Annotated in this window: 25 protein-coding genes and 1 pseudogene; 21 read left to right on the top strand and 5 right to left on the bottom strand. The window is 72.2% G+C overall.

The annotated features are described in order from the left end of the window. Positions 1–6: 6 nt before the first annotated feature. Together ACH34S_RS25960 and ACH34S_RS25955 are read right to left on the bottom strand one after the other, a co-directional pair. Positions 7–1512 carry an HAD-IIIA family hydrolase gene (locus tag ACH34S_RS25960; RefSeq protein ID WP_395955398.1) on the bottom strand — a complete coding sequence of 502 codons (1506 nt, stop codon included), beginning with the start codon at positions 1510–1512 and terminating at the stop codon, positions 7–9. Next, a complete protein-coding gene (locus ACH34S_RS25955; protein ID WP_395955397.1) occupies positions 1509–3149 on the bottom strand; it encodes a carbamoyltransferase in 1641 nt (546 codons plus the stop codon). The genes ACH34S_RS25960 and ACH34S_RS25955 overlap by 4 nt, the downstream gene beginning before the upstream one ends. A gap of 215 nt (positions 3150–3364) precedes the next feature. Here ACH34S_RS25955 and ACH34S_RS25950 point away from each other — a divergent pair, with 215 nt between their 5' ends. The 3 genes from ACH34S_RS25950 to ACH34S_RS25940 all read left to right on the top strand — a co-directional run bounded on the left by ACH34S_RS25950 (position 3365) and on the right by ACH34S_RS25940 (position 6001). Then, positions 3365–4252: a glycosyltransferase family 2 protein gene (locus ACH34S_RS25950; RefSeq protein WP_395955396.1), complete on the top strand. Its 888-nt coding sequence runs from the start codon at positions 3365–3367 to the stop codon at positions 4250–4252. 13 nt (positions 4253–4265) lie between these two features. Further along, positions 4266–5093, top strand: coding sequence for a glycosyltransferase family 2 protein (locus ACH34S_RS25945; protein WP_395955395.1), 828 nt, complete (start codon positions 4266–4268; stop codon positions 5091–5093). A gap of 110 nt (positions 5094–5203) precedes the next feature. Beyond that, a complete protein-coding gene (locus ACH34S_RS25940) occupies positions 5204–6001 on the top strand; it encodes an SDR family oxidoreductase (RefSeq protein ID WP_395955506.1) in 798 nt (265 codons plus the stop codon). 74 nt (positions 6002–6075) lie between these two features. Here ACH34S_RS25940 and ACH34S_RS25935 read toward each other — a convergent pair whose 3' ends face one another. Next, positions 6076–6414 (bottom strand): VOC family protein, encoded by a 339-nt coding sequence (locus tag ACH34S_RS25935; protein WP_395955394.1) that lies wholly within the window; start codon positions 6412–6414, stop codon positions 6076–6078. Between the two features lie 451 nt (positions 6415–6865). Here ACH34S_RS25935 and ACH34S_RS25930 point away from each other — a divergent pair, with 451 nt between their 5' ends. Next, on the top strand, positions 6866–7354 hold the full coding sequence (locus tag ACH34S_RS25930) for a MarR family winged helix-turn-helix transcriptional regulator (protein ID WP_395955393.1): 489 nt from the start codon (positions 6866–6868) through the stop codon (positions 7352–7354). Between the two features lie 70 nt (positions 7355–7424). Here the strand turns inward: ACH34S_RS25930 and ACH34S_RS25925 are convergent, their stop codons facing one another. Beyond that, positions 7425–8084 (bottom strand): class I SAM-dependent methyltransferase, encoded by a 660-nt coding sequence (locus tag ACH34S_RS25925; protein ID WP_395955392.1) that lies wholly within the window; start codon positions 8082–8084, stop codon positions 7425–7427. Between the two features lie 96 nt (positions 8085–8180). Further along, positions 8181–9743, bottom strand: coding sequence for a phytoene desaturase family protein (locus ACH34S_RS25920; RefSeq protein ID WP_395955391.1), 1563 nt, complete (start codon positions 9741–9743; stop codon positions 8181–8183). 354 nt (positions 9744–10097) lie between these two features. On the opposite strand from ACH34S_RS25920, the gene ACH34S_RS25915 reads away from it, so the two are divergent. The 17 genes and pseudogenes from ACH34S_RS25915 to ACH34S_RS25835 all read left to right on the top strand — a co-directional run bounded on the left by ACH34S_RS25915 (position 10098) and on the right by ACH34S_RS25835 (position 26369). Further along, positions 10098–11051, top strand: coding sequence for an ACP S-malonyltransferase (locus ACH34S_RS25915; RefSeq protein WP_395955390.1), 954 nt, complete (start codon positions 10098–10100; stop codon positions 11049–11051). Positions 11052–11088: 37 nt separating this feature from the next. Continuing rightward, complete coding sequence (locus ACH34S_RS25910) at positions 11089–12393, top strand: NAD(P)/FAD-dependent oxidoreductase (protein ID WP_395955389.1); 1305 nt, start codon at positions 11089–11091, stop codon at positions 12391–12393. Then, positions 12390–13499: an amidohydrolase family protein gene (locus ACH34S_RS25905; protein WP_395955388.1), complete on the top strand. Its 1110-nt coding sequence runs from the start codon at positions 12390–12392 to the stop codon at positions 13497–13499. Before ACH34S_RS25910 ends, ACH34S_RS25905 begins: the two co-directional genes overlap by 4 nt. Further along, entirely contained in the window at positions 13496–13825 is a 330-nt protein-coding gene (locus ACH34S_RS25900) for a Dabb family protein (protein WP_395955387.1), read from the top strand. Before ACH34S_RS25905 ends, ACH34S_RS25900 begins: the two co-directional genes overlap by 4 nt. Continuing rightward, on the top strand, positions 13822–14610 hold the full coding sequence (locus tag ACH34S_RS25895; protein WP_395955386.1) for an SDR family NAD(P)-dependent oxidoreductase: 789 nt from the start codon (positions 13822–13824) through the stop codon (positions 14608–14610). Before ACH34S_RS25900 ends, ACH34S_RS25895 begins: the two co-directional genes overlap by 4 nt. After that, complete coding sequence (locus ACH34S_RS25890; protein ID WP_395955385.1) at positions 14603–15634, top strand: methyltransferase domain-containing protein; 1032 nt, start codon at positions 14603–14605, stop codon at positions 15632–15634. The genes ACH34S_RS25895 and ACH34S_RS25890 overlap by 8 nt, the downstream gene beginning before the upstream one ends. Continuing rightward, positions 15631–16905, top strand: coding sequence for a beta-ketoacyl-[acyl-carrier-protein] synthase family protein (locus ACH34S_RS25885; protein WP_395955384.1), 1275 nt, complete (start codon positions 15631–15633; stop codon positions 16903–16905). The genes ACH34S_RS25890 and ACH34S_RS25885 overlap by 4 nt, the downstream gene beginning before the upstream one ends. Then, positions 16902–18116 (top strand): beta-ketoacyl synthase N-terminal-like domain-containing protein, encoded by a 1215-nt coding sequence (locus ACH34S_RS25880; RefSeq protein ID WP_395955383.1) that lies wholly within the window; start codon positions 16902–16904, stop codon positions 18114–18116. The genes ACH34S_RS25885 and ACH34S_RS25880 overlap by 4 nt, the downstream gene beginning before the upstream one ends. Positions 18117–18175: 59 nt before the next feature. Next, the gene (locus ACH34S_RS25875; RefSeq protein ID WP_395955382.1) at positions 18176–18406 is read left to right on the top strand and encodes an acyl carrier protein; all 231 of its coding nucleotides are present in this window, start codon (positions 18176–18178) and stop codon (positions 18404–18406) included. Between the two features lie 55 nt (positions 18407–18461). Beyond that, positions 18462–18959 (top strand): aromatase/cyclase, encoded by a 498-nt coding sequence (locus ACH34S_RS25870; protein ID WP_395955381.1) that lies wholly within the window; start codon positions 18462–18464, stop codon positions 18957–18959. Then, positions 18959–19723, top strand: coding sequence for a cyclase family protein (locus ACH34S_RS25865; RefSeq protein WP_395955380.1), 765 nt, complete (start codon positions 18959–18961; stop codon positions 19721–19723). Before ACH34S_RS25870 ends, ACH34S_RS25865 begins: the two co-directional genes overlap by 1 nt. A gap of 32 nt (positions 19724–19755) precedes the next feature. Next, positions 19756–20340 (top strand): annotated as a pseudogene (locus ACH34S_RS25860) (TIGR03086 family metal-binding protein); the annotation flags it as partial. After that, positions 20335–21732, top strand: coding sequence for an adenosylmethionine--8-amino-7-oxononanoate transaminase (locus ACH34S_RS25855; protein WP_395955505.1), 1398 nt, complete (start codon positions 20335–20337; stop codon positions 21730–21732). The pseudogene ACH34S_RS25860 and the gene ACH34S_RS25855, both read left to right, overlap by 6 nt. A gap of 204 nt (positions 21733–21936) precedes the next feature. Continuing rightward, positions 21937–23181, top strand: coding sequence for a cytochrome P450 (locus ACH34S_RS25850; protein WP_395955379.1), 1245 nt, complete (start codon positions 21937–21939; stop codon positions 23179–23181). Between the two features lie 39 nt (positions 23182–23220). Then, positions 23221–24444, top strand: coding sequence for an MFS transporter (locus tag ACH34S_RS25845; RefSeq protein ID WP_395955378.1), 1224 nt, complete (start codon positions 23221–23223; stop codon positions 24442–24444). Positions 24445–24451: 7 nt separating this feature from the next. Further along, complete coding sequence (locus tag ACH34S_RS25840; protein WP_395955376.1) at positions 24452–25729, top strand: cation:proton antiporter; 1278 nt, start codon at positions 24452–24454, stop codon at positions 25727–25729. Positions 25730–25754: 25 nt separating this feature from the next. After that, positions 25755–26369 carry a disulfide bond formation protein DsbA gene (locus ACH34S_RS25835; RefSeq protein ID WP_395955375.1) on the top strand — a complete coding sequence of 205 codons (615 nt, stop codon included), beginning with the start codon at positions 25755–25757 and terminating at the stop codon, positions 26367–26369. Positions 26370–26480 lie beyond the last annotated feature (111 nt).

Raw genomic sequence — 26480 nt, 5'->3', positions numbered from 1 at the left:
GCGCCGTCATCCGCGCGGCCGTCCGCTGAGGACCAGGTCGATGGCCGCGTCCAGCGTCGGCGCCGTCTCGGCCGCCAGCGCGATCTCGGCGTCGAGGGTCCGGCCGGTCGGGACCAGGATGCCGCGCGCCCCGGCCGCCACGGCGGCCTCGATGTCGCGGCCGATGTCGCCGATGACGACGCAGTCCGGCGGCGGCACCCCGAGCCGCACGGCCGCGCGCTCGATCATCCCCGGGCGCGGCTTGCGGCAGCCGCAGCCGTCGCCGTCGTCGTGCGGGCAGAACTCCCACGTGTCGATGGGGCCGAGCAGCTCCTCGACGCGGGCGTTCACGCGCCGCACGTCCCCGGCCGTGATGCGCCCCTTGGCGACGCCCGACTGGTTGGAGACGACGCCGACGCGGACGCCGTGCCGCCGCAGCCGGTCGAGGGCGCGGCGCGCGCCCGGCATCGGCTCGACGCGCGCCGGGTCGCCGTTGTAGGGGACGTCCTTGATCAGCGTGTCGTCGCGGTCGAACAGCACCAGCCGCGAGGCGCCCCACCTGCGGGCCCGGCGGTGGACGGCGAGGCCCCGCAGCCGGTGCCGGATCGCCGCGGGCGGGATGACGGCGCTGGTGACCAGCATCGTCACCGCCTCGCCCGGCGTGCGGGGGCCCGGCCTGATCCGCTCGTAGGCGAACCGTCCGGTCAGCGCCGTCCAGGCGCCGCCCGCGATGCAGGCGACGACCACCGCGCGCCGGTCGCGGAACGCGATGGGGACGGCGGCCAGGGCCAGCAGGCCCGCGGCCGTGGTGAGCGCGTGCCGGCGCAGCAGGCCGCGCCCCTCACCGGCGCGGACGCGCCAGTGCCGGCCGTGTGCCCGCCACATCAGGATGTCGTCGGCGTTGCCCGCCTGCGCCCGCACCGACGCCCAGAAACCGGCCGGGCGGACCGGATGCGTCAGCCGGCGCCCGCCGGCGACGAGGCCGTGCCCGGCGTCCAGGGCGCGCAGCGCGAGGTCGGCGTCCTCCCGGTAGGCGCGGCGGAACCGCTCGTCGAACCCGCCGAGCTCGGCGAGCACGCCGCGGCGGTAGGCCATGTCGGCGGTGATCCAGTCGGCGGTCGCGAGCGCGGCGGTGTTGCGCTCCCAGTCCGTGGCGGCCCGCCCGGCCGGCAGCGGGACGGTGACGCGGCCCTGGCTGCCGCCCACCTCGGGCGGCAGGTTCGCGAGGTCGGCCGCCAGCCGCGCGGGCCAGTCCGGGCCGGGGACGACGTCGTCGTCCAGGAACGCGATCCACTCCGTCGTGGCGGCGCGCCACCCGGCGTTGCGCGCGGCGGCGGGCCCGCGGCCCCCGGAACGGATCACCCGGATCTCGGTACCGGCGGACACGGGTAGCGGGAGCGGCGCGCCGGGCTCGGGGCGGTCGTCCACGACGATGATCTCGTGCGGCGGCGTGCCCGCCCCCTCCCGCAGCGCGTCCAGGGTGACGCGCAGGCTCGGCCTCCCGATGGTGGGGATGACGACGGTGCAGTTCATCGGGCGTGCACCTCCCGGCGGCGGACCACGTAGGGGCCGATGGCGAGCAGGTCGACCGGGGCGGAGCCGAAGCACTCCAGCGCGTCGCGCGGGTCGTCCACCATCGGACGTCCGGCGGTGTTCAGGCTGGTGTTCACCACGACGGGCAGCCCGGTGCGGCGGCGGAACTCCTCCAGCAGGCGCGCCACGAGCGGCTCGCCGGCGGAGTCGACGGTCTGGATGCGGGCGGTGCCGTCCACGTGCACGACGGCGGGGATCCGCTCGCGCCACTCCGGCTTCACCCGGTGCACGAACAGCATGTACGGGCTCGGCAGCGGGCCCTCGAAGATCTCGGCGGCATGGCCGAGCGCGACCATCGGCGCGATCGGCCGGAACTGCTCGCGGCCCTTGACGTCGTTGAGCCGCTCCACGTTGTGCGCGTGCCCGGGATGGGCGAGGAGGGAGCGGTGCCCAAGCGCGCGCGGGCCGAATTCGGAGCGCCCCTGGAACCAGGCGACGATCTCGTCGCGCGCGAGCGCCTCGGCGACGGTGGCCGCGAGATCGTCCGGCCGCTCGTACGGGATCCTGGCGGTGTCGAGCCACGCGGCGATCTGCGCGTCGTCGAAGCGGCGGCCGAGGTCCGCGCCGGGCATGGCGGTCAGCGGATCGCCGCCGGACCGCGCCACGTGCAGCGCGGCGCCGAGCGCGGTCCCGGCGTCGCCCGCGGCCGGCTGGACCCAGACCTCGTCGTAGGGGCCGGCCGCGGCCAGCCGGGAGTTGGCGACGCAGTTCAGCGCGACGCCGCCGGCCAGCGCCAGGCGCCGGGAACCGGTCCGGCCGTGCAGCCAGGCCGCGAGATCCAGGAGCACCTCTTCGAGCCGTGCCTGGACGCTCGCGGCGAGGTCGGCGTGGTCCCGGGTCCACTCGCCGTCCGGCGCGCGGGCCTTGGCGAGGGCGCCCCAGTCGACCGGGGCGGCCGCGAAACCGCCGTCGCCGGTCGCCCCGACGTGCTCGCGCAGCTCGTCCAGGAAGCGCGGCTCGCCGTAGGACGCGAGCGCCATGACCTTGTACTCGTCGCTGGAGCGCAGGAAGCCGAGGTGCTCGGTGAGGTCCTCGTACATCAGCCCCAGCGAGTGCGGGAGCCGCTGCGCGGCCAGCGGCGCCAGCTCGCCGTGCTCGTACGTCCCGGCCAGGTGCGAGTGCGACTCGCCGCGGCCGTCCAGGACCAGCACGTCGCCGTCGCCGGGTCCGGGCGCGGCGAGCGCGGCCGACGCGGCGTGCGCCACATGATGCGGGACGAACCGGACGATCCCCGGGTCCAGCCCGGGGAGCGCGGTGGCGAGGAAGTTCGGGGCGCGCCGCGCGTACAGCGTCCGCAGCCGCTCCCACTGGACGTCGTGGCCGTCGAGCCCGGGCTCGACGAGCGACGGGTCGTAGGAGTAGGCGACGGCGTCCAAGGCGCCGGGCTCCAGCCCCGCCTCGTCGAGGCACCACCGGGCCGCCTTTTCCGGCAGTTCCCAGCCGGAAAAGGGCACGGGCCGCTTTCCGTGCTTGCGGCGGCTGAAACGCTCCTCCTCCGCGGCCGCGACGACGACGCCGTCCGACACCAGCGCGGCGGCCGGGTCATGGAAGATCGCATTGATTCCGAGCACGCGCATGGGACCCCGTTTCTGCGCAACGTCGGTGAGGAGGGGAGGCGGTGGATGCCTGCGTCCTAGGCACCGGGCTCCGTCGATGCGGAGTGAATCCCCTATAGGTCATTCGCCATTGCCGGGAACCGGGGACATAAACGGAAGTGAGTAGAAAGTTCTGATTTACCTGGTTATATGACTTTTGCCGCATGGGGCGGTTGGGGCCGGGTACCGGCCGGTCCATGCGCCTCACCGTCGTCGTCATCACCCGGGACCGGCGGCGCTCTCTCCTCGCCGTCCTCGCCCGCACCCGCGAGCTCACCGAACGCGCGCCGGTCATCGTGGTGGACAACGCGTCGCGGGACGGGACCCCCGGCGCCGTCGCGGCGGAGTTCCCCGACGTCACCCTGATCCGCTCGCCGCGCAACCTCGGCGCCGTCGCCCGCAACCTCGCCGCCGACCACGTCCGCACGCCCTACATCGCGTTCTGGGACGACGACACCTGGTGGGACCCGGACGCGCCGTCCCGCGCCGCCGACCTGCTGGACGCCCACCCCCGGCTCGCCGCCGTCACCGGCCGGATCCTGGTGGAACCCGGCGGGCGCGAGGACCCGATCGTGCCCGAGCTGCGGGACTCGCCCGTCCCCGGGCCGCCGTGGCTGCCGGGGCCCGCGCTCGGCTCGTTCCTCGCCGGGGCGTCGATGCTCCGGACGGAGGCGTTCCGCGAGGCGGGCGGCTTCTCCCCGCGGCTGTGGCTGGGCGGCGAGGAGGAACTGCTCGCCGCCGACCTGATGACGCTCGGCTGGGAGCTGTGCTTCGCCGAGGACGTCGTCGTGCACCACGAGCCGTCCCGGCTCCGCGACCCGCACCTGCGGCGCCGGCACGGCATCCGCAACACCCTGTGGTCCACCTGGCTGCGCCGCCCGCTGCCCGCCGCCGCCCGCCGCACCGCCCGGCTGCTGCGCACCCTGCCCCGCGACCGCGTCACCGCGGGCGCGCTCGCCGCGGCCGCCGCCGGGCTGCCCTGGGTCGCCCGCGAGCGCAGGACGCTCCCGCGCGACGTCGAGCACCGGCTGCGCACCCTGGAGACCGCCCAGCGTGAGTCCAAGGCCCGCCGCTACGTGAGCTAGAGCTAGGGGACACATGTCCGATGTGACGATCGTCGTCGCGACCCGCGACCGCGCGCCGGAGCTGCGCCGCAGCCTCGGCCACCACACGGCCCCGGTGATCGTGGCCGACAACGCCTCCTCCGACGGCACGCCCGAGGTGGCGGCCGCGGCCGGGGCGACCGTGCTGCGGCTGCCCCGCAACCGGGGCGCCGCCGCCCGCAACGCCGGAGCCCAGCACGCGACCAGCCGCTACATCGCCTTCGCCGACGACGACTCGTGGTGGGCACCGGGCAGCCTGGAACGCGCGGCCGAGATCCTCGACGCCCACCCCCGCACGGCGCTGCTCGCGGCACGCGTTCTGATCGGGCCGGAGGAACGCCTGGAGCCCGTCTCCGCCCAGATGGCCCGCTCACCCCTCGACCGCCCGGACGATCTCCCGGGCCCCGCCATCCTCGGCTTCCTCGCCTGCTCGGTCATCGTCCGCCGGGACGCGTTCCTCGACGCCGGCGGCTTCTCCGACGTCCTGCATTTCGGCGGCGAGGAGGAGCTGCTCGCCCTCGACCTGGCCGCTGCCGGACGGGGCCTCGCCTACGTGCCGGAACTGGTCGTCCACCACCATCCGTCCAGTGCGGGCCGGGACCCGGCCGCCCGCCGCCGGCGCCAGGCGCGCAACCGGCTCCTGACCGCGTGGCTGCGCCGCCCGCTCCCGGCGGTCGCCCGGACCGCCGCCGCCGCGCTCGCCACCCGGGACGGCCGCGCCGGGCTCGCCGGAGCGGTCCGCGCCCTGCCCGCCCTCGCCGGCGCCCGCCGCCCCGTCCCGCCCGCCGTCGAGGCCGCCCGCGCCCGGCTGACCGGCTACTGACGTTTCGGGATGGTGCCTGGGGAAGACCGCGGTGAAACGACTCGAAGGAGGCGGCGAACGTGAGCAGCCCTGCCGGGCAGAGTCAGCCCTACCCGGGCGAGACGTCGAAGATGGAGCCGCGGCCGCGCGACGAGATGCGCGGCTACGAGGGCCGGGGCCTGCTCGCCGGCCGGCGGGCGCTGATCACCGGCGGCGACTCCGGCATCGGACGGGCGGTCGCGGTGGCCTTCGCCAAGGAGGGCGCCGACGTCGCGATCACCTACCTGGAGGAGGACGCCGACGCGCGGCACACCGCCAAGCTGGTCGAGGACGAGGGCCGGCGCTGCCTGCGGTTCGGCGGCGACCTCGCCGACGAGCGCCACACCCGCGACGTCGTCGGACGCGCCGCCGAGCAGCTCGGCGGCCTGGACGTGCTGGTCCTGCACCACGGCACCCAGCAGCCCGTCGACGACGTCCGCGAGATCGACACCGCGCAGCTCGACCGCACCTTCCGCGTCAACGTGCACAGCCTCTTCTGGGCGGTCCAGGAGGCCCTGCCGCACCTGCCCGACGACGGGGCGATCGTCATCACCGGATCGATCAACGGGCTGCGCGGCAACACCAGCCTGATCGACTACTCGGCCAGCAAGGCCGCCGCGATGACCTTCGCGCACTGCATGGCCAAGGCGCTGATGGACCGCGGGATCCGGGTCAACACCGTCTCCCCGGGCCCGGTGTGGACGCCGCTCATCCCGGCGACGCTCGACGAGGACCGCGTCGAGGGCTTCGGTGAACAGGCCCCGATGGGACGCCCGGCGGACCCGGACGAGATCGCACCGTCCTACGTCTTCTTCGCGAGCCCGCGGCTGTCCTCTTACTACACCGGGCAGAACCTCGTCCCGGCCGGAGGAGAAATCCACCCCGGCTGACCACCGGGGCCTTAGCTCGCCGAGGGGGGTGGAGGACGCGAAGTCCTCCACCCCCCTCTGGGCGCCGGGTGGTGCTACTCGCCGGCCGCCTCGAAGATGCTGAACTCGACTCCCTGGTCGTCGACACAGTTGGCGAACCTGCCGGCGGGAATGGTCACCGGCTCGTCCGCGGTGCCGCCGAGCTCGCGGACGCGCTCGCTGGCGGCGGTCAGGTCGTCGACGCTGAAGTAGACGCGCGGGGACTTCGACTTGTCGCCGTGGGGGTTGCCGCCCATCGGGGTCGAGCCATGGATCATCGAGTAGCCCGGGAAGTTCCCCTCCTTGAACTTCCACCCGAAGAGCGACTCCCAGAACTTCGCCGTCGCCGCGGCGTCCTTCCCTGGCAGGTCGAAGAAGACGATGTCGCCACTCATGGTGCTCTCCTCATCCGTGTTGGTGCGATCTGACATGACACGGCCGGAGGTGTCGCTTCCGGCCTGGTGCGTCCGGCGCCGGCGAGGCCGATGGGAACGGCATGCGCTCGAAGCGCCAACGTTGACCTTCCCTCGACAGCCCACGATATCTTCATATAAGCTGACAGTCATTAGCTTCTACAATCTAGGATGTAGCCGATCAGTCACTGTGTCAAGGCGGATGGCAACCGCGCCAGGTGGTGGCGCTGCGGGCCAGAAATGATCAACGGCTCGCGCTCTCACGTACGGCGCCCCGCCGGTTTCGGCGGGCCCGTGTTGCCCGGCGAGCAGAGACCGGAAGGGCCGCAAGCCCCGGCAGAGTGGGCACGTATTACGCTCTGGCCAGTGACCGAACGTCTTGGAACCTCATGATTACCCTCACTGAGCGTAGGCAGAGCTGAATATGACTGACATGAACCGAGCGGACGTGAACCCCGACGGATCGCCGACCCTGCCTCCCAACTTCGCGGGGTCCATCGGCTTCCTGCTGAACAAGGCCGGTCAGCTCCTGACGGCGCAGTTCGAGGCGGAGCTCGCTCCGTACGGGCTCAGCGCGCGGAGCTGGGGGGTCCTCCGGTTCATCGAGGTCAACGGCGCCCAGTCGCAGCAGCACATCAGCGAGCAGCTGCGCATCGACCGGTCGACGATGGTGAACCTGGTCGACGACCTGGAGCAGCGGGGCTACGTCGTCCGGCTGCGCGACCGGCAGGACCGCCGCCGCTACGCGGTGACGCTGACCGAGTACGGGACCCGCCAGCTGCGCGGTGGCCTCGACGCGGTCGAGGAAGTGGTGACGGCCCGGTTCCTCAAGGACGTCAGCGAGCAGGACCGCGAGCGCCTCGTCTCCATCCTGCAGTCGCTGGTCTTCCCCGCCGGCGTCGCGCCGTCCGTCGCCGGCTGACCGAACAGCCCGGGTCGCCCCCACGCCGGCCCCGCCCTCTCTGGGCGGGGCCGGCGTGGGGGCGAGGTGACTACCGCTTGTGCGCGACGAGCAGCACCGCGGGCACCAGCACCCGGCCCTTGTCGTCCGTGCCGAGAGCCGCGTCGGCGAGCTCGGGCTTCAGCAGCGCCGAGATGGTGGACGGCTCCAGCCGGTCGATCGACCAGTCCTTCTCCACGAGCGTGCCGAGCTCGTCCTCGCTGAACAGCGTCGGGCCCTTCGGCATCACGGCTGATGCCTCCCGGGAGAAGGTGAGGATCGACAGCGTCGCGTCGTCGGTGGTGGACTCGGCGAGGCAGGCCAGGTAGTCCGCGCGCCGCTCGTCCGCGACGGCCGGGATCGTGCCCGAGTCGATGACCGCGCGGAAGCGTCCCTCGTAGCCCTTCAGCGCGGTCAGGTCGGCCACCTCGAACGTGACCGAGACCTTCTCGTCCGCGGCCGTTCGCTTCGCCTCCGCGATGGCGGTCGGGGCCGAGTCGAGCCCGACCACCGTGTAGCCCAGCCGGGCCAGGTACACGCTCGTGACGCCGATGCCGCAGCCGGCGTCCAGGACGTCGCTCCGGAACACCCCGGCCGGCTCGAGCTCGGCGAGCTTGGGCTGGGGCTCGCCGATGTTCCACGGCACCCAGGGCACGTTCTGTGCGGACTCCCGGCCCTGGTAGACGGCGTCGAAGTCGGTCTTGTGCTGCATGACGAGATCTCCTTTCGGTTTTCGAGCAGTTCGGTTCTCGCGCGGTTCGGTTTCGAGCGGTTCGCCTTGGCTGTGGAGCGGTCGCCGACGGGCCGGTCAGGCCGGCCGGAGCACCGGGGCCGGGTCGATGCCGAGGTCGGAGAGGATCGTCGGCACCGCGGCACGCGCGCCGCAGTTCGCCCCGCCGCCCGGGTGCGTCGAGGCTCCGACGAGGAAGAAACCGTCGGCCGGCAGCCGGTGCCCCATGCCCGGCATCGGCCGGTTCCCGAGGTACTGGTGGAGCTGCTGCCCGAGGTGGCTCGCGTCGCCGCCGGGCCAGGAGCTGTTGAAGCGGGCCGCGTCGAGCGGGGACTTGACGCTGCGGGACAGCACCTTCGTCGCGTCCATGTTCGTGGTCAGCTTGCAGAACGTCGCGAAGATCTCGTCGAAGATCTCCTCCTTGCGCTCGTCCCAGCCCGGCCCGTCCAGGTCCATCGGGGCGTACCCGAGGAGGTACAGGGTGTGCTTGCCGTCGGGCGCCCGCGTCGGGTCCCAGACGCTCGCGGTGACGGCGCTCGGCATGTCGATCACCGGCGTGCCGTATTTCAGGCCGTCGAACGCCTGGCGGAGCTCGGGCAGCGGCAGCGCGAACTCCTGGATTCCGGCCCGGGTCACCTCGTCGCCGGCGGCGAACTCCGGCGCCTCGCTGAGCGCGAGATGGCCGACCAGGCAGCTGAAGGCGGTCCGCTTGCCGCGCAGCGCCTTCGCGTCCCACTCGGGTCCGAACCGGTGGTCGACCATCTCCGGGATCTGGCGGATGTTGAGGTTCGCCACGACGGCCCGGGACGCGGTGATCTCCTCGCCCGTGCCCAGCCTCACCCCGCTCACCCGGTCGCCGTCGAACAGGAAGCGGTCCACCGGGACACCGGTCCGCACCGTCCCGCCGAGGTCGGTGAACGCCCTGGCCAGGGCCATGGAGAGGGCCCCGGATCCGCCGACCGGGAAGCCCACGCCGTAACGGTGCATGGTGGGCACCATCGCCAGCAGGAACGCGCCGGTGCCGCCCTCCTCGGGGGCGCAGATGAGCTCGGAGACCCAGCGCGCGAGTGCGGCCTTGATCTTCGGGTGCTCGAACCATTCGTCGATGACGTCGAGGTAGCTCATCATCAGCAGCCGCGTCATCTCCCGCCCCGGCTCCGTCTGGCCCAGCAGCGCGAAGAGCTCGCCCACCGGCAGCGGGGGCTGGAACATGCCGTCGACGAGCATGTCCAGCAGCCCGTCGGCGAACTTGTGGAAGCGCAGGTAGTTCTGCGCGTCCACGGGCGAGATCGTGGCGATGGTCTCCGCGGTCCTGCCGGGGTCCCGGTAGAACGCGATGTGGTCCCCGTCCGGGAAGGCCACGGCGATGGCGGGGTCCGGGAAGACGTACTCGAGCCCGTGCCGCGCGAGCAGGCCCAGCTCGTCGTTCCTGATGAGCGGGTTGAGCTGCACGAACACATGGGCGATGGCGTGCAGGTCGTGCCGGAAGCCGGGCAGGGTGACCTCCTCGGTCACCACCCCTCCGCCGACTTCGTCGCTCGCCTCAAGCACGGCGACGTCGAGCCCGGCTCTGGCCAGGTAGGCCCCTGCCGTGAGCCCGTTGTGGCCGCCTCCGACGACGATCACGTCATGGTCTGGCATCGATCGCTCCTTCTCGGCTGAGCCGGTCCGGCCGGACCGGCTGGATCGCGGGGGGTTCGACAGTTCTGGCAGCGAGTGGCGGACCGTATCGATGTCCCGGCCCGTTTCGATCAGGCTTTGGGCGCATATCGGATGCCCAGGTCAGCGGTGTCGCGCAGGCCGATACCCCGGGCCCAGTGCGCCGGAGCTCCCGGCGGCCAGGCATTGGCGTCGACTCCGCGGACGATTGCGGCGAAGCGGCGAGTCGTTGTAGGTACTGATGGTCAGGACACCATATTGACCAACGAAGGATAATCTGTAAACCTGATGACCGCAGCACACCAACGGGGGCGTCGCACCCAACGGAGGGCTCAGGTGTCGATCGAAACGTCGTTCGTCTACCCCGGACAAGGCAGTCAATTCGTCGGGATGGGGGCCGGCCTGCTGGAGGAACGGCCCCCGCTAACAGCGGTGTTCGAACACGTGGAAGCCGTCACGGGACGCCCGCTGATCGAGCCGATGCTGCACGGTCCGGAAGACCGGTTACGCGAGACCGGGACGGCCCAGCTCGTCCTGTTCGCGTTCGGTATCGCCATGACAGAGGCCCTCGCCGAGCAGGGCATCGCGCCCGAGCTGGTCGCGGGTCACAGCCTCGGCGAGTTCACCGCCCTCGTCGCGGGTGGCTGGCTCGGGCTGGACGAGGCCGCCGCGGCCGTGGCCCGGCGCGCGGACGCCATGGCCCGCTGCTGCCGGGAGCGGGCCGGTGCGATGACGGCGGTCCTGGCCACCGGCCCCGGCGAGGTCGCCGAGGTCCTGGCGCGGTACCCCGGCCGATGCGACGACGGGCGCCCGGGCACCGCCGTCATCGCCAACTACAACGCCCCCCGGCAGACCGTCATCTCCGGCGACGCGGCGATCGTCACGGAGATCGGAGAGAGCATCCGGGCGGAGGCGATCGGCGCCGCCGAGCCGCTGCCCGTCGCGGGAGCGTTCCACTCACCGCTCATGCGGCCCGCGGAGAAAGAACTCACGGACACCATCGCCGCTCTGCCGCTGCGCCGCGGTCACACGCCGATGGTCAGCAGTATCACCGGCGAACCGATCAGCGACCTGGAACGGTACCGCGACGCGCTGGCCGGTCAGATCACCGCACCCGTGCACTGGACGCGGACGGCCCGGCGGATCGTCGCCCACCGGCCGCGCCGTGTCGTCGAGGTCGGTCCCGGAACCACCCTGTGCGGCTTGATCCGAAAAATCGATCGTCGGCAGAAAGCACATTCCTGCGGGGACACGAGCAATCTTCGTGCTCTCGCCGGCACGTACGCCTGAGGCATGACCAGGAACTCCACCGAGGGAGACAACTGACATGACCAAGACCTACGACGCCATCGTCATCGGAGGAGGGCCCTCCGGTACCACCACCGCCGGCCTGCTCGCCAAGGCCGGGCACGACGTCCTGATCCTGGAACGGGAGCAGTTCCCCCGGTATCACATCGGGGAGTCGCTCATCCCCGGGCTGAACTCCGTCATCGACGAGCTGGGCGTCCGGGACACCATCGAGGCCGCGGGATACATCCGCAAGGCGGGGATCTCGCTGCTCTGGGGCGCCAAGCGCGAGCTCTGGAGCATCGCCTTCGGGGAGAGCGGCCCCTACGACTACACCTGGCAGGTCAAGCGCGCCGAATTCGACCACGTACTGCTGGAGCACGCCCGCAAGCTCGGAGCGATGGTCATCGAGCAGGCGTCGGTGCGCGAGGTGACCACCGACGAGGACGGCCGGGCCACCGGCGTCACCTACACGATCGGCCGCGGCACGGAGCCGATCCGGGCCGAGGCCCGCTTCATCGTCGACGCCTCCGGCCAGTCGAAGATCCTCGGACGGAAGTTCGGGCTGGTCGAGATGCACGGGGACCTCAAGAACCTGGCCGTGTGGACCTACTACCAGGGCGGCGAGCGGCTCCCCGACAAGCTGAACGGGAACATCCTCGTCGAGAACCACCCGGACGGCTGGATCTGGGTCATCCCGTTCTCCGACGGTACCCAGAGCGTGGGGTTCGTCGGCCCGCACGACCGCATCGCCCAGGACACCCGGCCCGACCTGGAACTGCTCGAACAGAAGATCGCCACGTCGCGCGAGGCCAAGAAGCTGCTGCGGAACGCCACCCGGGTGGCGGGGTGCCGCACGACGAAGGACTGGTCCTACACCTGTTCCCAGTTCTACGGGCCCGGCTTCCTGCTGGTCGGTGACAGCGCCGCGTTCATCGACCCGCTGTTCTCGACCGGTGTCACGCTCGCGATGAAGGGCGGCAGCTCCGCCGCGGCGACCGTCTCCGCGATCCTGAAGGAGCCCGGCCGCGAGGAGGAGTTCGCGAAGGCCTACGACGACGGCATGCGCAAGTTCCTCGGCGACGTCCTGTCCTTCGTGCGCTTCTTCTACGACGCCAGCAAGGACGTCGAGGCGTACTGGGCCAAGGCCAAGGAGATGATCGACCCCATCGGCTGGATGACCGCCCGGGACGACTTCATCATCATGGTCTCCGGTCTCAACGCCGAACTCCCCGTGATGCAGCCGCACGAGGACGCGGCCCCGGACGGCGTCGCGGAAGGCCGCAACGCCAGGTCCCGCAACCGGGGCATGGAGTGGGCCAACGTCGACACGGTGAAGCAATGACGGTCGTCGACACGCACGCCCACGCGCTGCCCTCATGGGTTCAGGCGGCGTTTCTGGACTGGCTCGACGAGTCGGGCTCGACGGCCGAGGGGCCCCCGGGCCTCTGGCGGTCCCCCGCCTTCGACGAACCGGACCGGCACGTGGCCGACGCGCACCGGCACGGCATCGACATCACCGTGCTGACGCACAGCTCGAACGCCGTGGCCGCGCTGCACTCGGCCGCGGTGCGCGGCGCGCGGCGGCGCGGAGCCGCCGACACCATCGCGGCGGTCAACGACGAGATGCGGACATGGGCCACCCGGACCGGCGGCCGCCTCCAGGCCGCGCGCTGGGTCGACCCCCGGCTCGCCGGCTCGGCCGAGCGGGAGATCGAGCGGGCCGCCACCGACGGCGGCATCCCCGCGATCTCGATGAACACCGCCTACGCGGACCCGTCGACGGGCGAGCTGCGCTTCCTCGACGACCCGGCGTTCGAGCCGGTACTTGCCGCCGCGGAAGCGAGCGACGTCGTCGTGTTCGTGCATCCATCGGCGAAGTTCCGCCTCAAGGTCGAGCCGGCGTTGCCCGGCCCCGCGGAACATCTGCTGACCGGCACGCTGTCCATGCTGGTCGAGTCGACGGTCTGCATCTCCCGGCTGGTGCTGCGCGGCACGCTGGAGCGGCACTCCGCGCTGCGGACGGTGTTCGGCCAGCTCGGCGGCGTGCTGCCGCTCGCGCTCGGCCGGTTCGACCTGATCCACCAGCTCATCGCCGATTCGGACGGCACCGCCGTGCGGGCCTTCGGCGCGCTGCGCCACCTGCGCGACTACGTCGGCAACGTCTACGCGGACACGCACTCCGCCGACGCCGCCGGGCTGGAGTGCGCCCTCGCGGAACTCGGCGAGGAGCGGGTGCTGTTCGGCAGCGACTTCCCCGTGACGCCCGGTGTGCTGGGGCGTGCCGGCGCGCTGGAGACGCTGCGCAAGGCGTCGCTTCCCGCGGCGACGCTCCGCGCCGTCGAATCCGGCAACGCCCGGTCGCTGCTCGGGCTCGCCGGCGACCTGACCGGCCACGACTCGCCCGCATACGACAACTCGCCCGCATACGACGAGGGGCCAGCGGCATGATCGCGCACGTCGTCCTCTACCGGTACCCGGAATCGATGTCCGAGACGGACCGCGCCCTGTTCCGCGAAGACCTCGCCAAGGCCACCCGGAGCACGGGTGTGGTCGAACGGTTCACGGCGGGGCAGCACGTCCCGCTGCCGGCCGATGACGTGGCACCCGAGTCGATGTACTCCGTCGCCGCGCGCTGGGAGTTCACCGATCTGGAACAGCTGCGCGCCTTCTCCGAGCATCCGGCCATGAGCGGCGTGGTGGACGTCTGGGTCCGCCGGCACGGCATCGGCGTCGCTTTCGCGAACACCTTAGATGAACTGGAAATCCCGACATGACCGACTCCAATGATCTGACGGGCTCCATAGACCTGACGGGCTCCATTGACCTGACGGGCAAGGTCTGTCTCGTCACCGGCGCCGCCTCCGGGATCGGCCGGGCGACCGCCCGCACCCTCGCGGACGCCGGCGCATCGGTGGTGGCCGTCGACGTGGACGAACCGGGCCTGAAGTCCCTCGACCAGGAGACGACCCTGCTCGGCTTCCGCCACCTGGACGTCGCCGATCCCGACGCGGTGCGCGACGCGGTCGCGGAGGTCGTCGCCCGGGCGGGCCGGATCCACGCCTGCCTGACCTTCGCCGCCGTCGTCGACAACTGGGGGCCACCGGCCGAGCTCGACGACGCGCTGTGGACGCGGGTGCTCGACGTCAACCTGCGCGGCACCACGGCCGTCTGCCGCGCCGCCATCCCCTCGATGGTCGCGGGCGGATCGATCGTGACCTGCTCCAGCATCGCGGGCGGGCTCAAGCCCAGCCCGTCCCGGGCGCCCTACACCGCGGCCAAGGCCGGAATCGTCGCGCACACCCGGGACCTGGCCGTCGCCTACGGCCCGGCCGGAATCCGGGTCAACACCATCATCCCGGGATTCGTCGACACCCCCATGTCCCGAAAGCTGGTCCGCGGGCACGAGGCGCAGGCGGAGGCCGAGCAGGGCCGCATCCCGCTGCGCCGCCTCGGCACCGCCCAGGAGGTCGCGAACGTCGCCCGCTTCCTGGTGTCCGACGCATCTTCCTACGTGACCGGCGCCGCACTCGTCGTGGACGGAGGCCTGAGCCTTGTCTGAGCAAAGCACCCTCTCCGAGAAGACCACCACACCACCCACACCCGCCCGGATCTTCGATTTCGCCTGGGGGCTGGGGCGTACCGCCACCCTGGTCACGGCGCTCGACCTGGACCTCTTCACGGCCATCGCCGAGGGCAGCGACACGGTGGACGACCTCGTCCGCCGCACCGACGCCAGCAGGCGCGGCATGCACGCGCTGCTCACCGCGCTCCACGCGTCGGGGTTCGTGCACCGCGACGGCGACCGCTACCGGCTGGCCGACGACGCCGCGATGTACCTGGTGCGCGGCTCGCGCGCCTATCTCGGGGACATGCGGCACATCCACCGGCAGCTGAACTTCAAGATCTGGCCGCAGCTGACCGAGGCGGTGCGCAGCGGCGCGCCGTGCAAGGAGATCTTCGCCGAGCAGGCCGACGACGTCTGGGCCAGGATCACGCCCTACCTGGACGCGCTCGCGGTGGGCGCCGGGCGCTGGATGGCCGGCGTCGCCGGTGACCTGGTCCCGTCCCGGCCCCGGATCCTCGACGTGGGGTGCGGCTACGGCGGTTCCGGCCGCGCGCTGGCCGAGGGCTGGAACGGCAGCGTCGTGGGCATCGACCGGGAGATCTCTGTGACCGCGGCCCGGGACCTCGCCCGCGAGGCGGGCCTGGCGGACCGCACCGAGTACCGGTCCGGGGACGTGTTCGACACCCCCTGGGGCGGGCCGTACGACGTGGTCCTGCTGGGCAACCTGCTGCACGGGTACCCGGTCGCGGAGGTACGCGAGATCCTCGCGCGGTCCGCGGCGGCGCTCACGGACGACGGCGTCCTGCTGCTCTACGAGATCGTCCCCGACGACACGGAGACCGATCCGGTCGGCGCGTTCTTCTCCCTCCAGATGCTGATGACCAGCGAGGGCGTCGCCCACAGTCTGGACGACTACGACCGGTGGCTCGCCGAGGCGGGCCTGCCGGTGCGGCGCCGGCTGCGGTCGCCGACCGGGCCGGGCACGCTCGTCGCCGCCACGCGCGGGGCGCCGTCATGAGGCGGGTGGCTGTCACGGGGCTCGGAGTCCTGGCCCCGAACGGCGTCGGCACGAAGGACTTCCTGGCCGGGCTCTGCGCGGGCCGCTCCGGGGTGATCGAGGCCCGCGAGTTCGACACCTCCCGGCTGGCCTCCCGGATCTACGGCACACTGCCCGAGTGCGAGCTGCCCGGCCTCCCGGCCGAGCACAGCGCCGGAGACGACCGGGTCGTGCGGATCGCGATGCGGGCCGCCCAGGAGGCCGTCGCCTCCTCCGGCCTGCTCGACCACGACATGGACCCGGAACGGGCCGGGGTCGTCATGGCCAACGCCATCGGCGGCACGAAGTTCATGACCGAGCACTTCCCGGAGCTCACCGGCGACGGCACGACCGAGATCGACGTGGCCGGGGCGCACCCGCGATTGCACGTCGCGGCCACGTTCAACCGGCCCGTGTCGGCGATCGCCGACGCGTTCGGGTTACGCGGGCCGGTGACGACCCCGGTCACCGGGTGCACCGGCGGCAACGACGCGGTCGGCTTCGCCCTCGACACGATCCGGCGCGGCGAGGCGGACGTGGTGATCACCGGCGCCGCCGAGGCTCCGCTGACGCCGTTCGTCGTGGCCTGCTTCGACGTGATCGGGGCCCTGTCCACGCGCAACGACGAGCCGCAAGGCGCCTCCAGGCCGTTCGACGCCGACCGGGACGGGTTCGTCCTCGGTGAGGGCGCCGGGGTGGCCGTGCTGGAGGAGTGGGAGCACGCCCGCCGCCGCGGGGCGCCGATCCTCGCCGAGGTGCTCGGCTTCGGGAGCACGTCGAACGCCTACCACATGACGGATCTGGCCAGCGACGGGACGCACCTCGCCCGGTCCTTCCAGCTCGCGCTGGAGGACGCCAGGTGTCCCGCCACCAGCGTCGGCTACGTCAACGCCCACGGCAGCTCGACACCGCAGAACGACGTGTGCGAGACCAACGCCATCAAAGCGGCGCTGGGCGAGCACGCCTACCGGGTCCCGGTCAGCTCGATCAAGTCGATGGTCGGCCACGCGCTGGCCGCGGCGAACTCGCTGGAGTTCGTCGCCTGCGTGCTGGGCCTGGAGGAGGGCGTGATCCCGCCGACGATCAACCACCACTCCCCGGGCGAGGGCTGCGACCTCGACTACGTCCCGAACGACGCGCGGGACGAGCGGGTGGGGGTCATGGCCAGCCTGTCCAGCGGCTTCGGCGGCATCCACTCCACGGTCGTGCTCGGCAGCCCGGACGCGACCCGCTCCGGGGAGGTCGGCCGATGACCGGCACGGTGATCACGGGCATGGGGCTCGCCCTGCCCGGTGCCTCGACTCCCGACCAGCTCTGGCGTTCGGTGACCGGGGGCCGAAGCGCCGTGCGGCCCATCGACAGGTTCGACACGGATTCCTATCCGTGCCCCAACGCCGGCTTTCTGGGCGAGGAGACCGAGCGGGAGACGATCGGCACCATCAAGCCCAGGGTGCGCAAGCGGATGGACCGCTTCTGCCAGCTGGCGGCCTCCGCGGCCCGGTCCGCCGAGGACGAGGCCGGGATCGCGCCGGGCACGGGCCCCGGGCCGGGCACGGACCCCGAGCGGACCGGCGTGTACGTGGGCAACATGTTCGGTGGCTGGGAGATCACCGAGGCGAGCCTGCGCGGCCTGCTGGACCAGGGCTACACCGGGGTCAGCCCGCACATCGCCTCGGCGTGGTTCCCGACGGCGCCGCAGGGCCAGATCACCATCGGGCACGGCCTGACCGGCTTCAGCAAGACCCTGGTGGCCGACAGCGCGAGCGCCGCGGTGGCCATCGGCTACGGGGCCCGCGCGGTGGCGGACGGGAGGGTCGACGTCCTGCTCGCGGGCGGTGCGGAGGCGCCCGTCACGCCGTACACCTACACCTTCTGCACCACTTCGGGACGGCTGTCGCCCACCGGGACCTATCGCCCGGGCGACGATCAGGCGGACGGGTTCTGCGTCGGCGAGGGCGCCGTGATGTTCGTCATCGAGCGCGAGGAGCTGGCCCGGGCGCGCGACGCGATACCGCTGGCCCGGCTGGCCGGTTTCGCGGTCCGGCATGTGCCGGAGGAGGAGGTGTTCGGGCCCGCCGGTTCGGCGGCGCTCGCCACGGTCCTCACCGCGGCGCTGGACGAGGCGGGCACCGACCGCGTCGACTGCCTGGCCCTCGACGCTCAGGGAACCTCCGACGCGGACGAGTCGGAGCTGTCCGCGATCCGCTCGGTGCTCGGCTCGGTCCCGCTCACCACGGCAAAGCCGGCGACCGGGAACCTGCTCGGCGCGGCGCCCGCCGTCGACGCGGCGGTCGCCCTGCTGAGCCTGCGCCACCAGACCGTCCCGCCGGTGGCGGGCTGCCTGCGGCCGCGGGACGCCGGGATCGTCGTCGGCGCGCCGCGCGAGGTGCCCGTCGGCACCGTCGCCCTGCTCGCTCGGGGCGCCGACGGCACGATCGCCGCGAGCGTGCTGCAGGCCGTTTGATCCGTCTGATCCGTTCCGTCTGATCCGTTCTGATTCGTCGACTGCGAAAAGAGGGAGTCATGACCGTTCCCAAGACCGCCTACGACCGGCTGCTCGAGGTGCTCGTCGAGGTCGGCCTCGAGCCGTCGGAGATCAGCAGCGAGGCCGTGCTCCGCGCCGACCTGGGGGTGGACTCGGCCGAGCTGGTCGAGATCGCCACCAAGCTGGCGCCGGGCAAGGCGGACGGCAAGGCGTTGAAGTCCGTGGTGACCGTCGCCGACCTGGCCGACTTCGTGGAGAACCGGGCCTGATCGGGCCGTAGCACTCACGCCGAATCACTTACGAGGAGTCCTTGAGGAGCCCCCCATGGAGCACACCGAGCACACCGTGACCGCACAGGCCCCGCAGAGCGTCGTCTGGGAGGTGCTGACCGACATCGAGAACTACCCGAACCTCTTCGACGCCACCAAGTCGGCCCGCGTCGTCGAGCGGGGCGACCGCCACGAGATCGTGCGGCTAGAGGTGGACGTCAGCGGGCAGGTGCAGGCCTGGACCACCCGCCGGGACCTGGACCCGGACCTGTGTGTCGTCGCCTACCGCCAGCTCGAGCTCGCGCCGATCGTGGCGCACATGAGCGGGGAGTGGCGGGCGCTGCCGTGCGGCCCGGACCGCACCCAGGTCGTCCTGACCCATGACTTCGCCGCCAAGCAGGAGGGGGCGGACGGCAAGGTGGCCGGCCAGTTCACCCACGCCGAGGCCCACGAGATGCTCGCGGGGGCCGTCGAGCGCAACAGCACGTCGCATCTGCAGGCGGTACGCGAAGAGGCCGAGCGCCGGGCCGCGCAGGCGAAGAAGAGCGCCTGATGCCCACGCTGATCGACCTCAGCGTGCCGACCGGGCCGTCCGCGAGCGAGGCGACCCCGGTGCGGATCGACACCCTGGCGCACGAAGAGGGGCCGGAGGTGCTCGGGCTGAGCCCGTCCGACTTCCCGGACGGCATGGCCATCTCCAACGAGACGATCACGCTGACGACGCACACCGGAACCCACATGGACGCGCCGCTGCACTACGGCCCGTACAGCGGCGGCGAACCGGCCCGGAGCGTCGACCGGGTTCCCCTGGAGTGGTGCATCGGTCCGGGCATCCGGCTCGACGTGCGGCACATCGAGCCCGGTGCGGAGATCGGCGCGGACGATGTCGCCGAGGCGCTGGACGTCGCCGGCCACACCGCCGGCGCCGGGGACATCGTGCTGCTGTGGACCGGCGCCGACAAATGGTGGGGGAGCAGCGAGTACCTGACCACATATCCCGGTCTGTCCGGTGACGGCACCCGCTTCCTGGTGGAGCGGGGCGTCCGGGTGATCGGCATCGACGCGTGGGGCCTCGACCGGCCGATGGCGAGCATGATCGCCGACTACCGGCGCACCGGGGACCGGGGAACGCTCTGGCCCGCGCACGTGTACGGGCGGGAGCGCGAGTACCTGCAGCTGGAGAAGCTGGCCAACCTCGGGCGGCTGCCCGGCCCGACCGGCTTCACCGTCATGTGCTTCCCGATACCGGTGGTGGACGCCGGCGGCGGGTGGACCCGGGTCGTGGCGGTGACCGGCCGGCTCGTCGATTCCGAATAAGAGCCGCGCACCACGAGAAAGGAGCCGTATCCATGAGTAACGCCGCACCTTCCGCGCCCGTCCAGACCGACGCGCCACCGCAGATCGGCACGGCGCTCGCGGAAGCCGTCAACCTGTTCGACGAGACGCTCGCGGGGGTCCCGGACGGCGGCTGGGAGGCCACGTCCCCCTGCGAGGGCTGGTCCACCCGCGACGTGGTGGGGCACGTGATCGGCACGCTGGGAAAGATCGCCCTGATGGCCCGCGGTGCTCCCACGCAGGCCGCGCCGTCGCAGCCCGGCGACGCCGCCGAGGGCGACGCCGCGGCGGCGTGGCGGGACGCGGCGGCGGCGGCGCGCAAGGCCGTCTCCGCCGCGGATCCGGAGCTGGAGGTCGCCACGCCGTTCGGGCGCCAGAGCCTGCCCAGGGCGCTGGCGTTCCCGGTCGCGGACGTCGCCGTGCACGCCTGGGACATCGCGGCGGCGACCGGCCAGTCCGTCCGGCTGCCCGGCTCCCTGCTGGCCCACATCGTCCACACCTGCGCGCAGGTGCCGGAGGAGGCGCTGCGCGGTCCGGGCCGGATCGGCGAGGCGCGGACGCCGCCGCCGGGCGCCGACGAAACGACGCGGATGATGGCCTGGCTCGGCCGGGACACGGACCGGTGGAGCGCTAATGGCGACTCCCGGGCGCGGCAGGCGAGCCGGGCCGAGGGTGCGGAGACCGCCGACCTGCTCGCCTTCGACCGCGACCATGTGTGGCATCCCTACCGCCCCATGCCGGACGTCAACGACCTGCTCCTGGTCACCGGTGCCGAAGGTGTCCGGCTGTCGCTCGCCGACGGCCGGGAGCCCATCGACGGGATGTCGTCGTTCTGGGCCGCCGTGCACGGCTACCGCAACCCGGTGCTGGACAAGGCACTGGCCGATCAGGCGGTCCGGTTCGCGCACGTGATGTTCGGCGGTCTCACCCACGAGCCGGCGGTCCGGCTCGCGAAGACGCTGGTGGAGCTGACGCCCGGCGGCCTGGAGCACGTGTTCTTCTGCGACTCCGGGACGGTGTCGGTCGAGGTCGCGCTGAAGATGTGCCTCCAGTACTGGAGCGCGGTGGGCCGCGGCGAGAAGCGGCGGATCCTGACCTGGCGCGGTGGCTACCACGGCGCCACGCTCCACTCGATGAGCGTGTGCGACCCGGACGGCGGGGTGCCTGCGCTGTGGCGGGGCCTCCTGCCCGAGCAGGTGTTCGTTCCGGCGCCGCCCGCGTCGTCGTACACGAGCCTGCGCAACTCCGGCGGACCGGCCCATGCCGGCGACGAGCAGCTCGACCCGGACTATGTCGCCACGCTGGCCCGGACCGTCGCGGAGCACGCCGGCGAGCTGGCGGCCATCATCGTGGAACCGGTGGTGCAGAGCGCCGGGGGGATGCGCTTCCACCATCCCGGATACCTGCGGGTGCTGCGCGAGCTCGCCGACGCGCACGACATCCTGCTGATCTTCGACGAGATGGCCACCGGGTTCGGCCACACCGGTGCCCTGTTCGCCGCGGACCACGCCGGCGTCACGCCCGACGTGATGTGCCTCGGCAAGGCGCTCACCGGCGGGTACATGTCCGGGGCCGCGACGCTCTGCACGCCGCGCGTCGCGGACGGGATCGGGCGCGGCAGACCGCCGGTGCTGGTGCACGGGCAGACGTTCATGGGCAACCCGCTGGTGGCGGCCGTGTCCAACGCCTCCCTGAGCCTGCTCGCCGGCGGTGGCTGGCGGGGCGAGGTGTTCCGGATCGAGAAGGCGCTGCGCGAGGGGCTGCGGGAGGCGGTCCATCTCGACGGCGTCGTCGACGTCCGGGTCCTCGGGGCCATCGGGGTGATCGAGCTCGACCGTCCCGCCGACCCGCGGATGGCCGCCGCGGCGCTCGACAAGGGCGTGTGGCTGCGCCCCTTCCGCAACCTCGTCTACTGCCTGCCGCCGTACGTCTGCACGGACGACGAGATCGCCCAGATCTGCAGCGCGATGGTCGCCGCCGCGGGCGCGTGAGGCCCTGAGCGGCTGCTTCCGCAGGTCATATCGTCTCCGTCGCGGATTGACAGCGACAGAAATCATCAGCGATACTGAACATATGCGTCACCTCGGTCGGGGAGAAGCCCGGGTTCGACGGCGTTTCTCCATCCATTGGAACCGAGCCGTCACAGGGTGCGCGCGTGACCGTGCGCGGCTCGGTTCACGAACGATGAGGACACGATGACTACCCATACGCAGCTGGCGACCTCGGACGAGGTCGACGGCATTCTCGGCGAGCTGTTCACGAACCCGGCGTGCGCCGCCGACCCGTACCCGACCTATCACCGGCTGCGCGAGATCGCGCCGGTGGCCCGCAGCCGAGCCGGTCACTGGGTCCTGAGCGGCTACGCCGAGGTGGTCGACGTTCTCCGATCGTCCGAGGCCGGAAAGGACGTGCAGAGCTTCATCCGCGCGCAAGGCGTCAAGGACTGGGAAGAGCACCCGTCCTACACCCGGGTACTGGAGCACCTCATCTGGGCGAACCCGCCGAAGCACACCCGGCAACGGAAACTGATCAGCAAGGGCCTCACGCCGCGCGCCATCGCCGCGATGGAGCCCAAGGTCGAGCGGCTGGTCGGCGAGCTGCTGACGCCGCTCGCCGAGGAGGCGGGCGAGGTGGACATCCTCCGCCGGTTCGCCTTTCCGCTGCCGGCCTCGGTGATCAGCGAGATCATCGGGGTGCCCCGCGCGGACTGGCCCCGCTTCCAGCAGCTCTTCCGGGACGTGACGCTCGCGATGGAGCCGAGCCCGCAGCCGGCGCAGCTGGCCATCGCGGACGCCGCGGCCGTGGAGATCGACGCGTACTTCGAAGAGCTGGTCGACAGGCGCCGCAAGCACCCGGAGGACGACCTCGTCTCGACGCTGCTCGAAGCCGAGGACGACGGCGAACGGCTCAGTCACCGCGAGCTCATGAGCCTCGTGCAGTTCCTGTTCGGGGCCGGCTTCGAAAGCACGACCAACCTGATCGGCAACGGGCTCCTGGCGCTGCTGCGCCATCCCGGTGAGATGGACGCCCTGCGCCGCGACCCGGAACTCGCCGCGGGCGCCGTGGAGGAGCTTCTGCGGTACGACGCCTCGGTGCAGCTCAGCCCCCGGACGGCGCGCGGCGATCTCCGGCTCGGTGACGTCACGATCCCCGCCGGCGAATCGATCGTGGCGCTGCTCGGCGCGGCCAACCGTGATCCGAGCCGGTACCCCGACCCGGACCGCCTGGACGTGCGGCGGCCCGACGTGAAGCCCGTCTCCTTCGGCGGCGGCATCCACTTCTGCCTGGGAGCGGCTCTCGCCCGGCTGGAAGGCCGCCTCGCCGTGCAGGGGCTCGTACGCAAGTTCTCCCGGATCGAACTCGCCGCCGAGCCGGTGTGGAAGCAGTCCTTGACGCTGCACGGGCTCCAGGGACTTCGAGTCGACCTGACGCCCGCCTAGACCGGCGCGCCGGCACCAGAACAGGAACGAGGCATAAGAGTGAATACCACAGAGGTCAGAGAACCCGAGCGGAATGGCTCCGTCCCGTTCATGAGGCTGCTGCTGCCGCTCGCCGTGGCGACCTTCGCGGTCGGCACCGACGCGTTCGTCATCGCCGGCCTGCTCCCGGCCATCGCCGCCGATTTCGATGTCGGCATCGCGGCCGCGGGCCAGCTGGTGACGGTGTTCGCCGTGACGTTCGCCATCAGCGCACCGCTTCTCGGCTGGCTGCTGAGCTCGCTGGACCGTCGCACGGCACTGCTGCTGGCGCTGCTGGTGTTCAGCCTCGGCAACGCGGCCACCGCGCTCAGTCCCGACTACACGCTGGCGATGCTCGCCCGCATCATCACGGCCATCGGGGCGGCCACCATCACGGCGACGGCTTCCAGCGCGGCGGTGGCGGCCACCTCGGAGGAGCGGCGGGGACGTGCGATGGCGTTCGTCATCGGCGGGCTCACCGTGTCCACGGCGCTGGGCATGCCGCTGGGCAACATGATCGGAAACATCGACTGGCGCCTGACGCTGTGGGCGGTGGCCGCTCTCGGGGTCATCGCGGCGATCGGCGTGGTGGGGGGCCTGCCCAAGATCACCGTGCCGGCGCCGGGCCTGGCCGCGCGGCTGGCCCCGCTCCGGCAGCCGAGGATGATCGTCACGTTGCTCGCGACCCTGCTGGTGATGGGCGGGCACTACACGGTCTACACCTACATCGGGGTGATGACGAAGGACGCCACGGCCGGGAGGTTCGCCCAGGCGCTGACCCTGATCCTGTTCGCCTGGGGCATCGGCGCGGTGATCGGCAATGTGATCGCGGGCTATCTCGTGGACAAGCTCCCCGTGGTCCGGGTGGCGGTGACGGCGCTCGCCGCCGCGACGGTCCTGCTGGTCGTCAGCCCGCTGGCGGTCAACGGGCTGGTCATCTGCATCGTCTGGGCCGTCATCTGGGGCGTGACGGACGGCGCCCCGTCGGTGATCCAGCAGTACCGGCTGGTCAGCTTCGCGCCCGCCTCGGCGCCCATCCTGTTCGGTCTCAATTCCTCCGCGGTCTTCCTGGGCGTGGGCCTGGGCGGCGCGTTCGGCGGGATCGCGCAGGACTGGATGTCGGTCACGCTGCTCGGCCTCCCGGCGGCCGGACTGGCGCTGCTCGCCACCGTGATCACCGTCGTCCACGACAGGTGGCCCCAGGCGGAGGAATCCCCGGCGGAAGCGGTCCACGCCGGCCGGTAGTGACACCATGGCGGATCACATCACCGGAATCGTCCTCGCCGACTTAGCCGTCCTGCTCGGCGTCGCCTACGTCTTCGTGAAGCTGGCCGGGCGGCTGGGCCAGCCCGCGGTGATCGGGGAGATCACCGCCGGGATCGCGCTCGGGCCGAGCCTGCTCGGGCTCCTGCCCGGCGACCCGTCCGCGCTGCTGTTCCCCGCCGAGGCCCGCCCGTACCTTCAGGTCCTCGCCCAGTTCGGTCTCGTGCTGTTCATGTTCGGGGTCGGCTACGAGCTCAGCCCGACGGCCATCCGCGACCACGGCGGCCAGGTGACGCTGGTGTCGCTGACCTCGGTCGCCGTGCCGTTCGCGATGGGCATGGGCCTGGCGGTCGTGCTGTATCCGTGGTTCGACCGGTCGCAGCTGCGCGTCGACGGGGTCCTCGGGCCCGCACTGTTCCTCGGCGCGGCCATGTCCATCACGGCGTTCCCGGTGCTGGCCAGGATCATCACCGAGCGCGGGCTGCACCGAAGCAGGCTCGGTTCGATGGCGCTGACCAGCGCGGCGATCCAGGACTTCATCGCGTGGTGCGTCCTGGCCGTCGTCGTCGCCCTGGTGGGCTCCGGCGGGCCGGCGGGCCTCGGCCGGGTCGCGGCGGGGTCGGTCGCGTTCCTGCTGGCCATGCTGTACCTGGTCCGTCCCGCGCTGGCCTGGGTCCTGGCCCCGGAGCGGACGTGGGCGGGCAACCGGACGGTGGCCCACACCGTGGTCGTGTGCGGCGTGCTCACCTGTGCCTGGACGACCGACCTGATCGGCCTGCACGTCGTGTTCGGCGCGTTCCTGTTCGGTGCCGTCGTGCCCAGGGACTACATCGGGGCGCTGACCCCGGAGGTCCCGGACCGCGTCCAGCAGACGAGCCTGCTGCTGATGCCCGCGTTCTTCACGGTGACCGGGCTGTCGGTGGACGTGGGCAGCCTGGGCGGCCAGGGCGCGCTGATGGTCGTCGCCGTGGTCGTGGTGGCGTGCGCCGGGAAGTTCGCCGGCGCGGGCATCGCCGCCCGGCTGACCGGGGCGACCGGGCGGGACTCGGCCGTGCTCGGCGTGCTGCTCAACACGCGGGGCTTGACCGAACTGGTCATCCTCAACGTCGGGCTGGAACTCGGCGTGCTCGACTCGCGGCTGTTCACGGCCATGGTCGTCATGGCGCTGGTGACCACCGTGATGGCCGGGCCGCTGCTGACCCGGCTCGTCCCCGCGGAACCGCCCGTCCGGTACGACCCCGTGCCGCAGACCCCCCTCACCCGGTGAAACGCATCAGGCCTAGGAGGCTGACATGTCGCAGAACACCCGCACGCCGGTGGACTTCTGGTTCGACCCGCTGTGCCCCTGGGCGTGGCTCACGTCGCGCTGGATCCTCGAGGTGGCGAAGCTGCGCCCGATCGAGGTGCGCTGGCACGTGATGAGCCTGTCGGTGCTCAACGAGGGCGGGGACGTCTCGGAGAAGTACCGCCAGATGCTGGCCGAAGGCTGGATGGGGGTCCGCGTGTGCGTCGCCGTCGAGGAGAAGTACGGCGCGGAGGCCCTCGGGCCCTTCTACACCGAGCTGGGCACCCGCCGCCACCACGAGAAGGCCCCGTTCGGCCGCGAGACCTTCGAGGCCGCGCTGACCGCGGCGGGCCTGGACACGGCCCTGGCGGCCGCCGCCGACTCCACCGAGCACGACGAGGCGGTGCGGGCCTCCCACGGCAGCGGCATCGCCCGGGTGGGCGAGGAGGTCGGCACCCCGGTGATCGAGGTCGGCGGGAACGCGTTCTTCGGCCCGGTCATGTCGCCGACCCCGCGCGGCGAGGCCGCAGCCGAACTGTGGGACGGCATCGTCGCGGTGACGAGCGCCGACGGCTTCTTCGAGCTCAAGCGGCACCGGACCCGCCCGCCCATCTTCGCCTAGCTCGATCCGCAACCCCTGGTGTTTATGGCACTATATGGCGGGCTATGCGGCGTATAGCCTTTTGCTCCGGGTAGTTCTGTTGACTTTTCCACGCAGCGGGTCGAGATCGGA

This window comes from Actinomadura sp. 3N508, from assembly GCF_044326375.1.
In the GTDB taxonomy this organism is placed as follows: Bacteria; Actinomycetota; Actinomycetes; order Streptosporangiales; family Streptosporangiaceae; genus Spirillospora.
This window is presented reverse-complemented; position numbering and strand designations above follow the sequence as displayed.

Excerpts from the sequence above, each read along its gene's own strand:
- ACH34S_RS25960 (WP_395955398.1), bottom strand. The coding sequence starts at position 1,512 with ATGAACTGCACCGTCGTCATCCCCACCATCGGGAGGCCGAGCCTGCGC.
- ACH34S_RS25955 (WP_395955397.1), bottom strand. The coding sequence starts at position 3,149 with ATGCGCGTGCTCGGAATCAATGCGATCTTCCATGACCCGGCCGCCGCG.
- ACH34S_RS25950 (WP_395955396.1), top strand. The coding sequence starts at position 3,365 with ATGCGCCTCACCGTCGTCGTCATCACCCGGGACCGGCGGCGCTCTCTC.
- ACH34S_RS25945 (WP_395955395.1), top strand. The coding sequence starts at position 4,266 with ATGTCCGATGTGACGATCGTCGTCGCGACCCGCGACCGCGCGCCGGAG.
- ACH34S_RS25940 (WP_395955506.1), top strand. The coding sequence starts at position 5,204 with ATGGAGCCGCGGCCGCGCGACGAGATGCGCGGCTACGAGGGCCGGGGC.
- ACH34S_RS25935 (WP_395955394.1), bottom strand. The coding sequence starts at position 6,414 with ATGAGTGGCGACATCGTCTTCTTCGACCTGCCAGGGAAGGACGCCGCG.
- ACH34S_RS25930 (WP_395955393.1), top strand. The coding sequence starts at position 6,866 with ATGAACCGAGCGGACGTGAACCCCGACGGATCGCCGACCCTGCCTCCC.
- ACH34S_RS25925 (WP_395955392.1), bottom strand. The coding sequence starts at position 8,084 with ATGCAGCACAAGACCGACTTCGACGCCGTCTACCAGGGCCGGGAGTCC.
- ACH34S_RS25920 (WP_395955391.1), bottom strand. The coding sequence starts at position 9,743 with ATGCCAGACCATGACGTGATCGTCGTCGGAGGCGGCCACAACGGGCTC.
- ACH34S_RS25910 (WP_395955389.1), top strand. The coding sequence starts at position 11,089 with ATGACCAAGACCTACGACGCCATCGTCATCGGAGGAGGGCCCTCCGGT.
- ACH34S_RS25905 (WP_395955388.1), top strand. The coding sequence starts at position 12,390 with ATGACGGTCGTCGACACGCACGCCCACGCGCTGCCCTCATGGGTTCAG.
- ACH34S_RS25900 (WP_395955387.1), top strand. The coding sequence starts at position 13,496 with ATGATCGCGCACGTCGTCCTCTACCGGTACCCGGAATCGATGTCCGAG.
- ACH34S_RS25895 (WP_395955386.1), top strand. The coding sequence starts at position 13,822 with ATGACCGACTCCAATGATCTGACGGGCTCCATAGACCTGACGGGCTCC.
- ACH34S_RS25885 (WP_395955384.1), top strand. The coding sequence starts at position 15,631 with ATGAGGCGGGTGGCTGTCACGGGGCTCGGAGTCCTGGCCCCGAACGGC.
- ACH34S_RS25880 (WP_395955383.1), top strand. The coding sequence starts at position 16,902 with ATGACCGGCACGGTGATCACGGGCATGGGGCTCGCCCTGCCCGGTGCC.
- ACH34S_RS25875 (WP_395955382.1), top strand. The coding sequence starts at position 18,176 with ATGACCGTTCCCAAGACCGCCTACGACCGGCTGCTCGAGGTGCTCGTC.
- ACH34S_RS25870 (WP_395955381.1), top strand. The coding sequence starts at position 18,462 with ATGGAGCACACCGAGCACACCGTGACCGCACAGGCCCCGCAGAGCGTC.
- ACH34S_RS25865 (WP_395955380.1), top strand. The coding sequence starts at position 18,959 with ATGCCCACGCTGATCGACCTCAGCGTGCCGACCGGGCCGTCCGCGAGC.
- ACH34S_RS25855 (WP_395955505.1), top strand. The coding sequence starts at position 20,335 with ATGGCCTGGCTCGGCCGGGACACGGACCGGTGGAGCGCTAATGGCGAC.
- ACH34S_RS25850 (WP_395955379.1), top strand. The coding sequence starts at position 21,937 with ATGACTACCCATACGCAGCTGGCGACCTCGGACGAGGTCGACGGCATT.
- ACH34S_RS25840 (WP_395955376.1), top strand. The coding sequence starts at position 24,452 with ATGGCGGATCACATCACCGGAATCGTCCTCGCCGACTTAGCCGTCCTG.
- ACH34S_RS25835 (WP_395955375.1), top strand. The coding sequence starts at position 25,755 with ATGTCGCAGAACACCCGCACGCCGGTGGACTTCTGGTTCGACCCGCTG.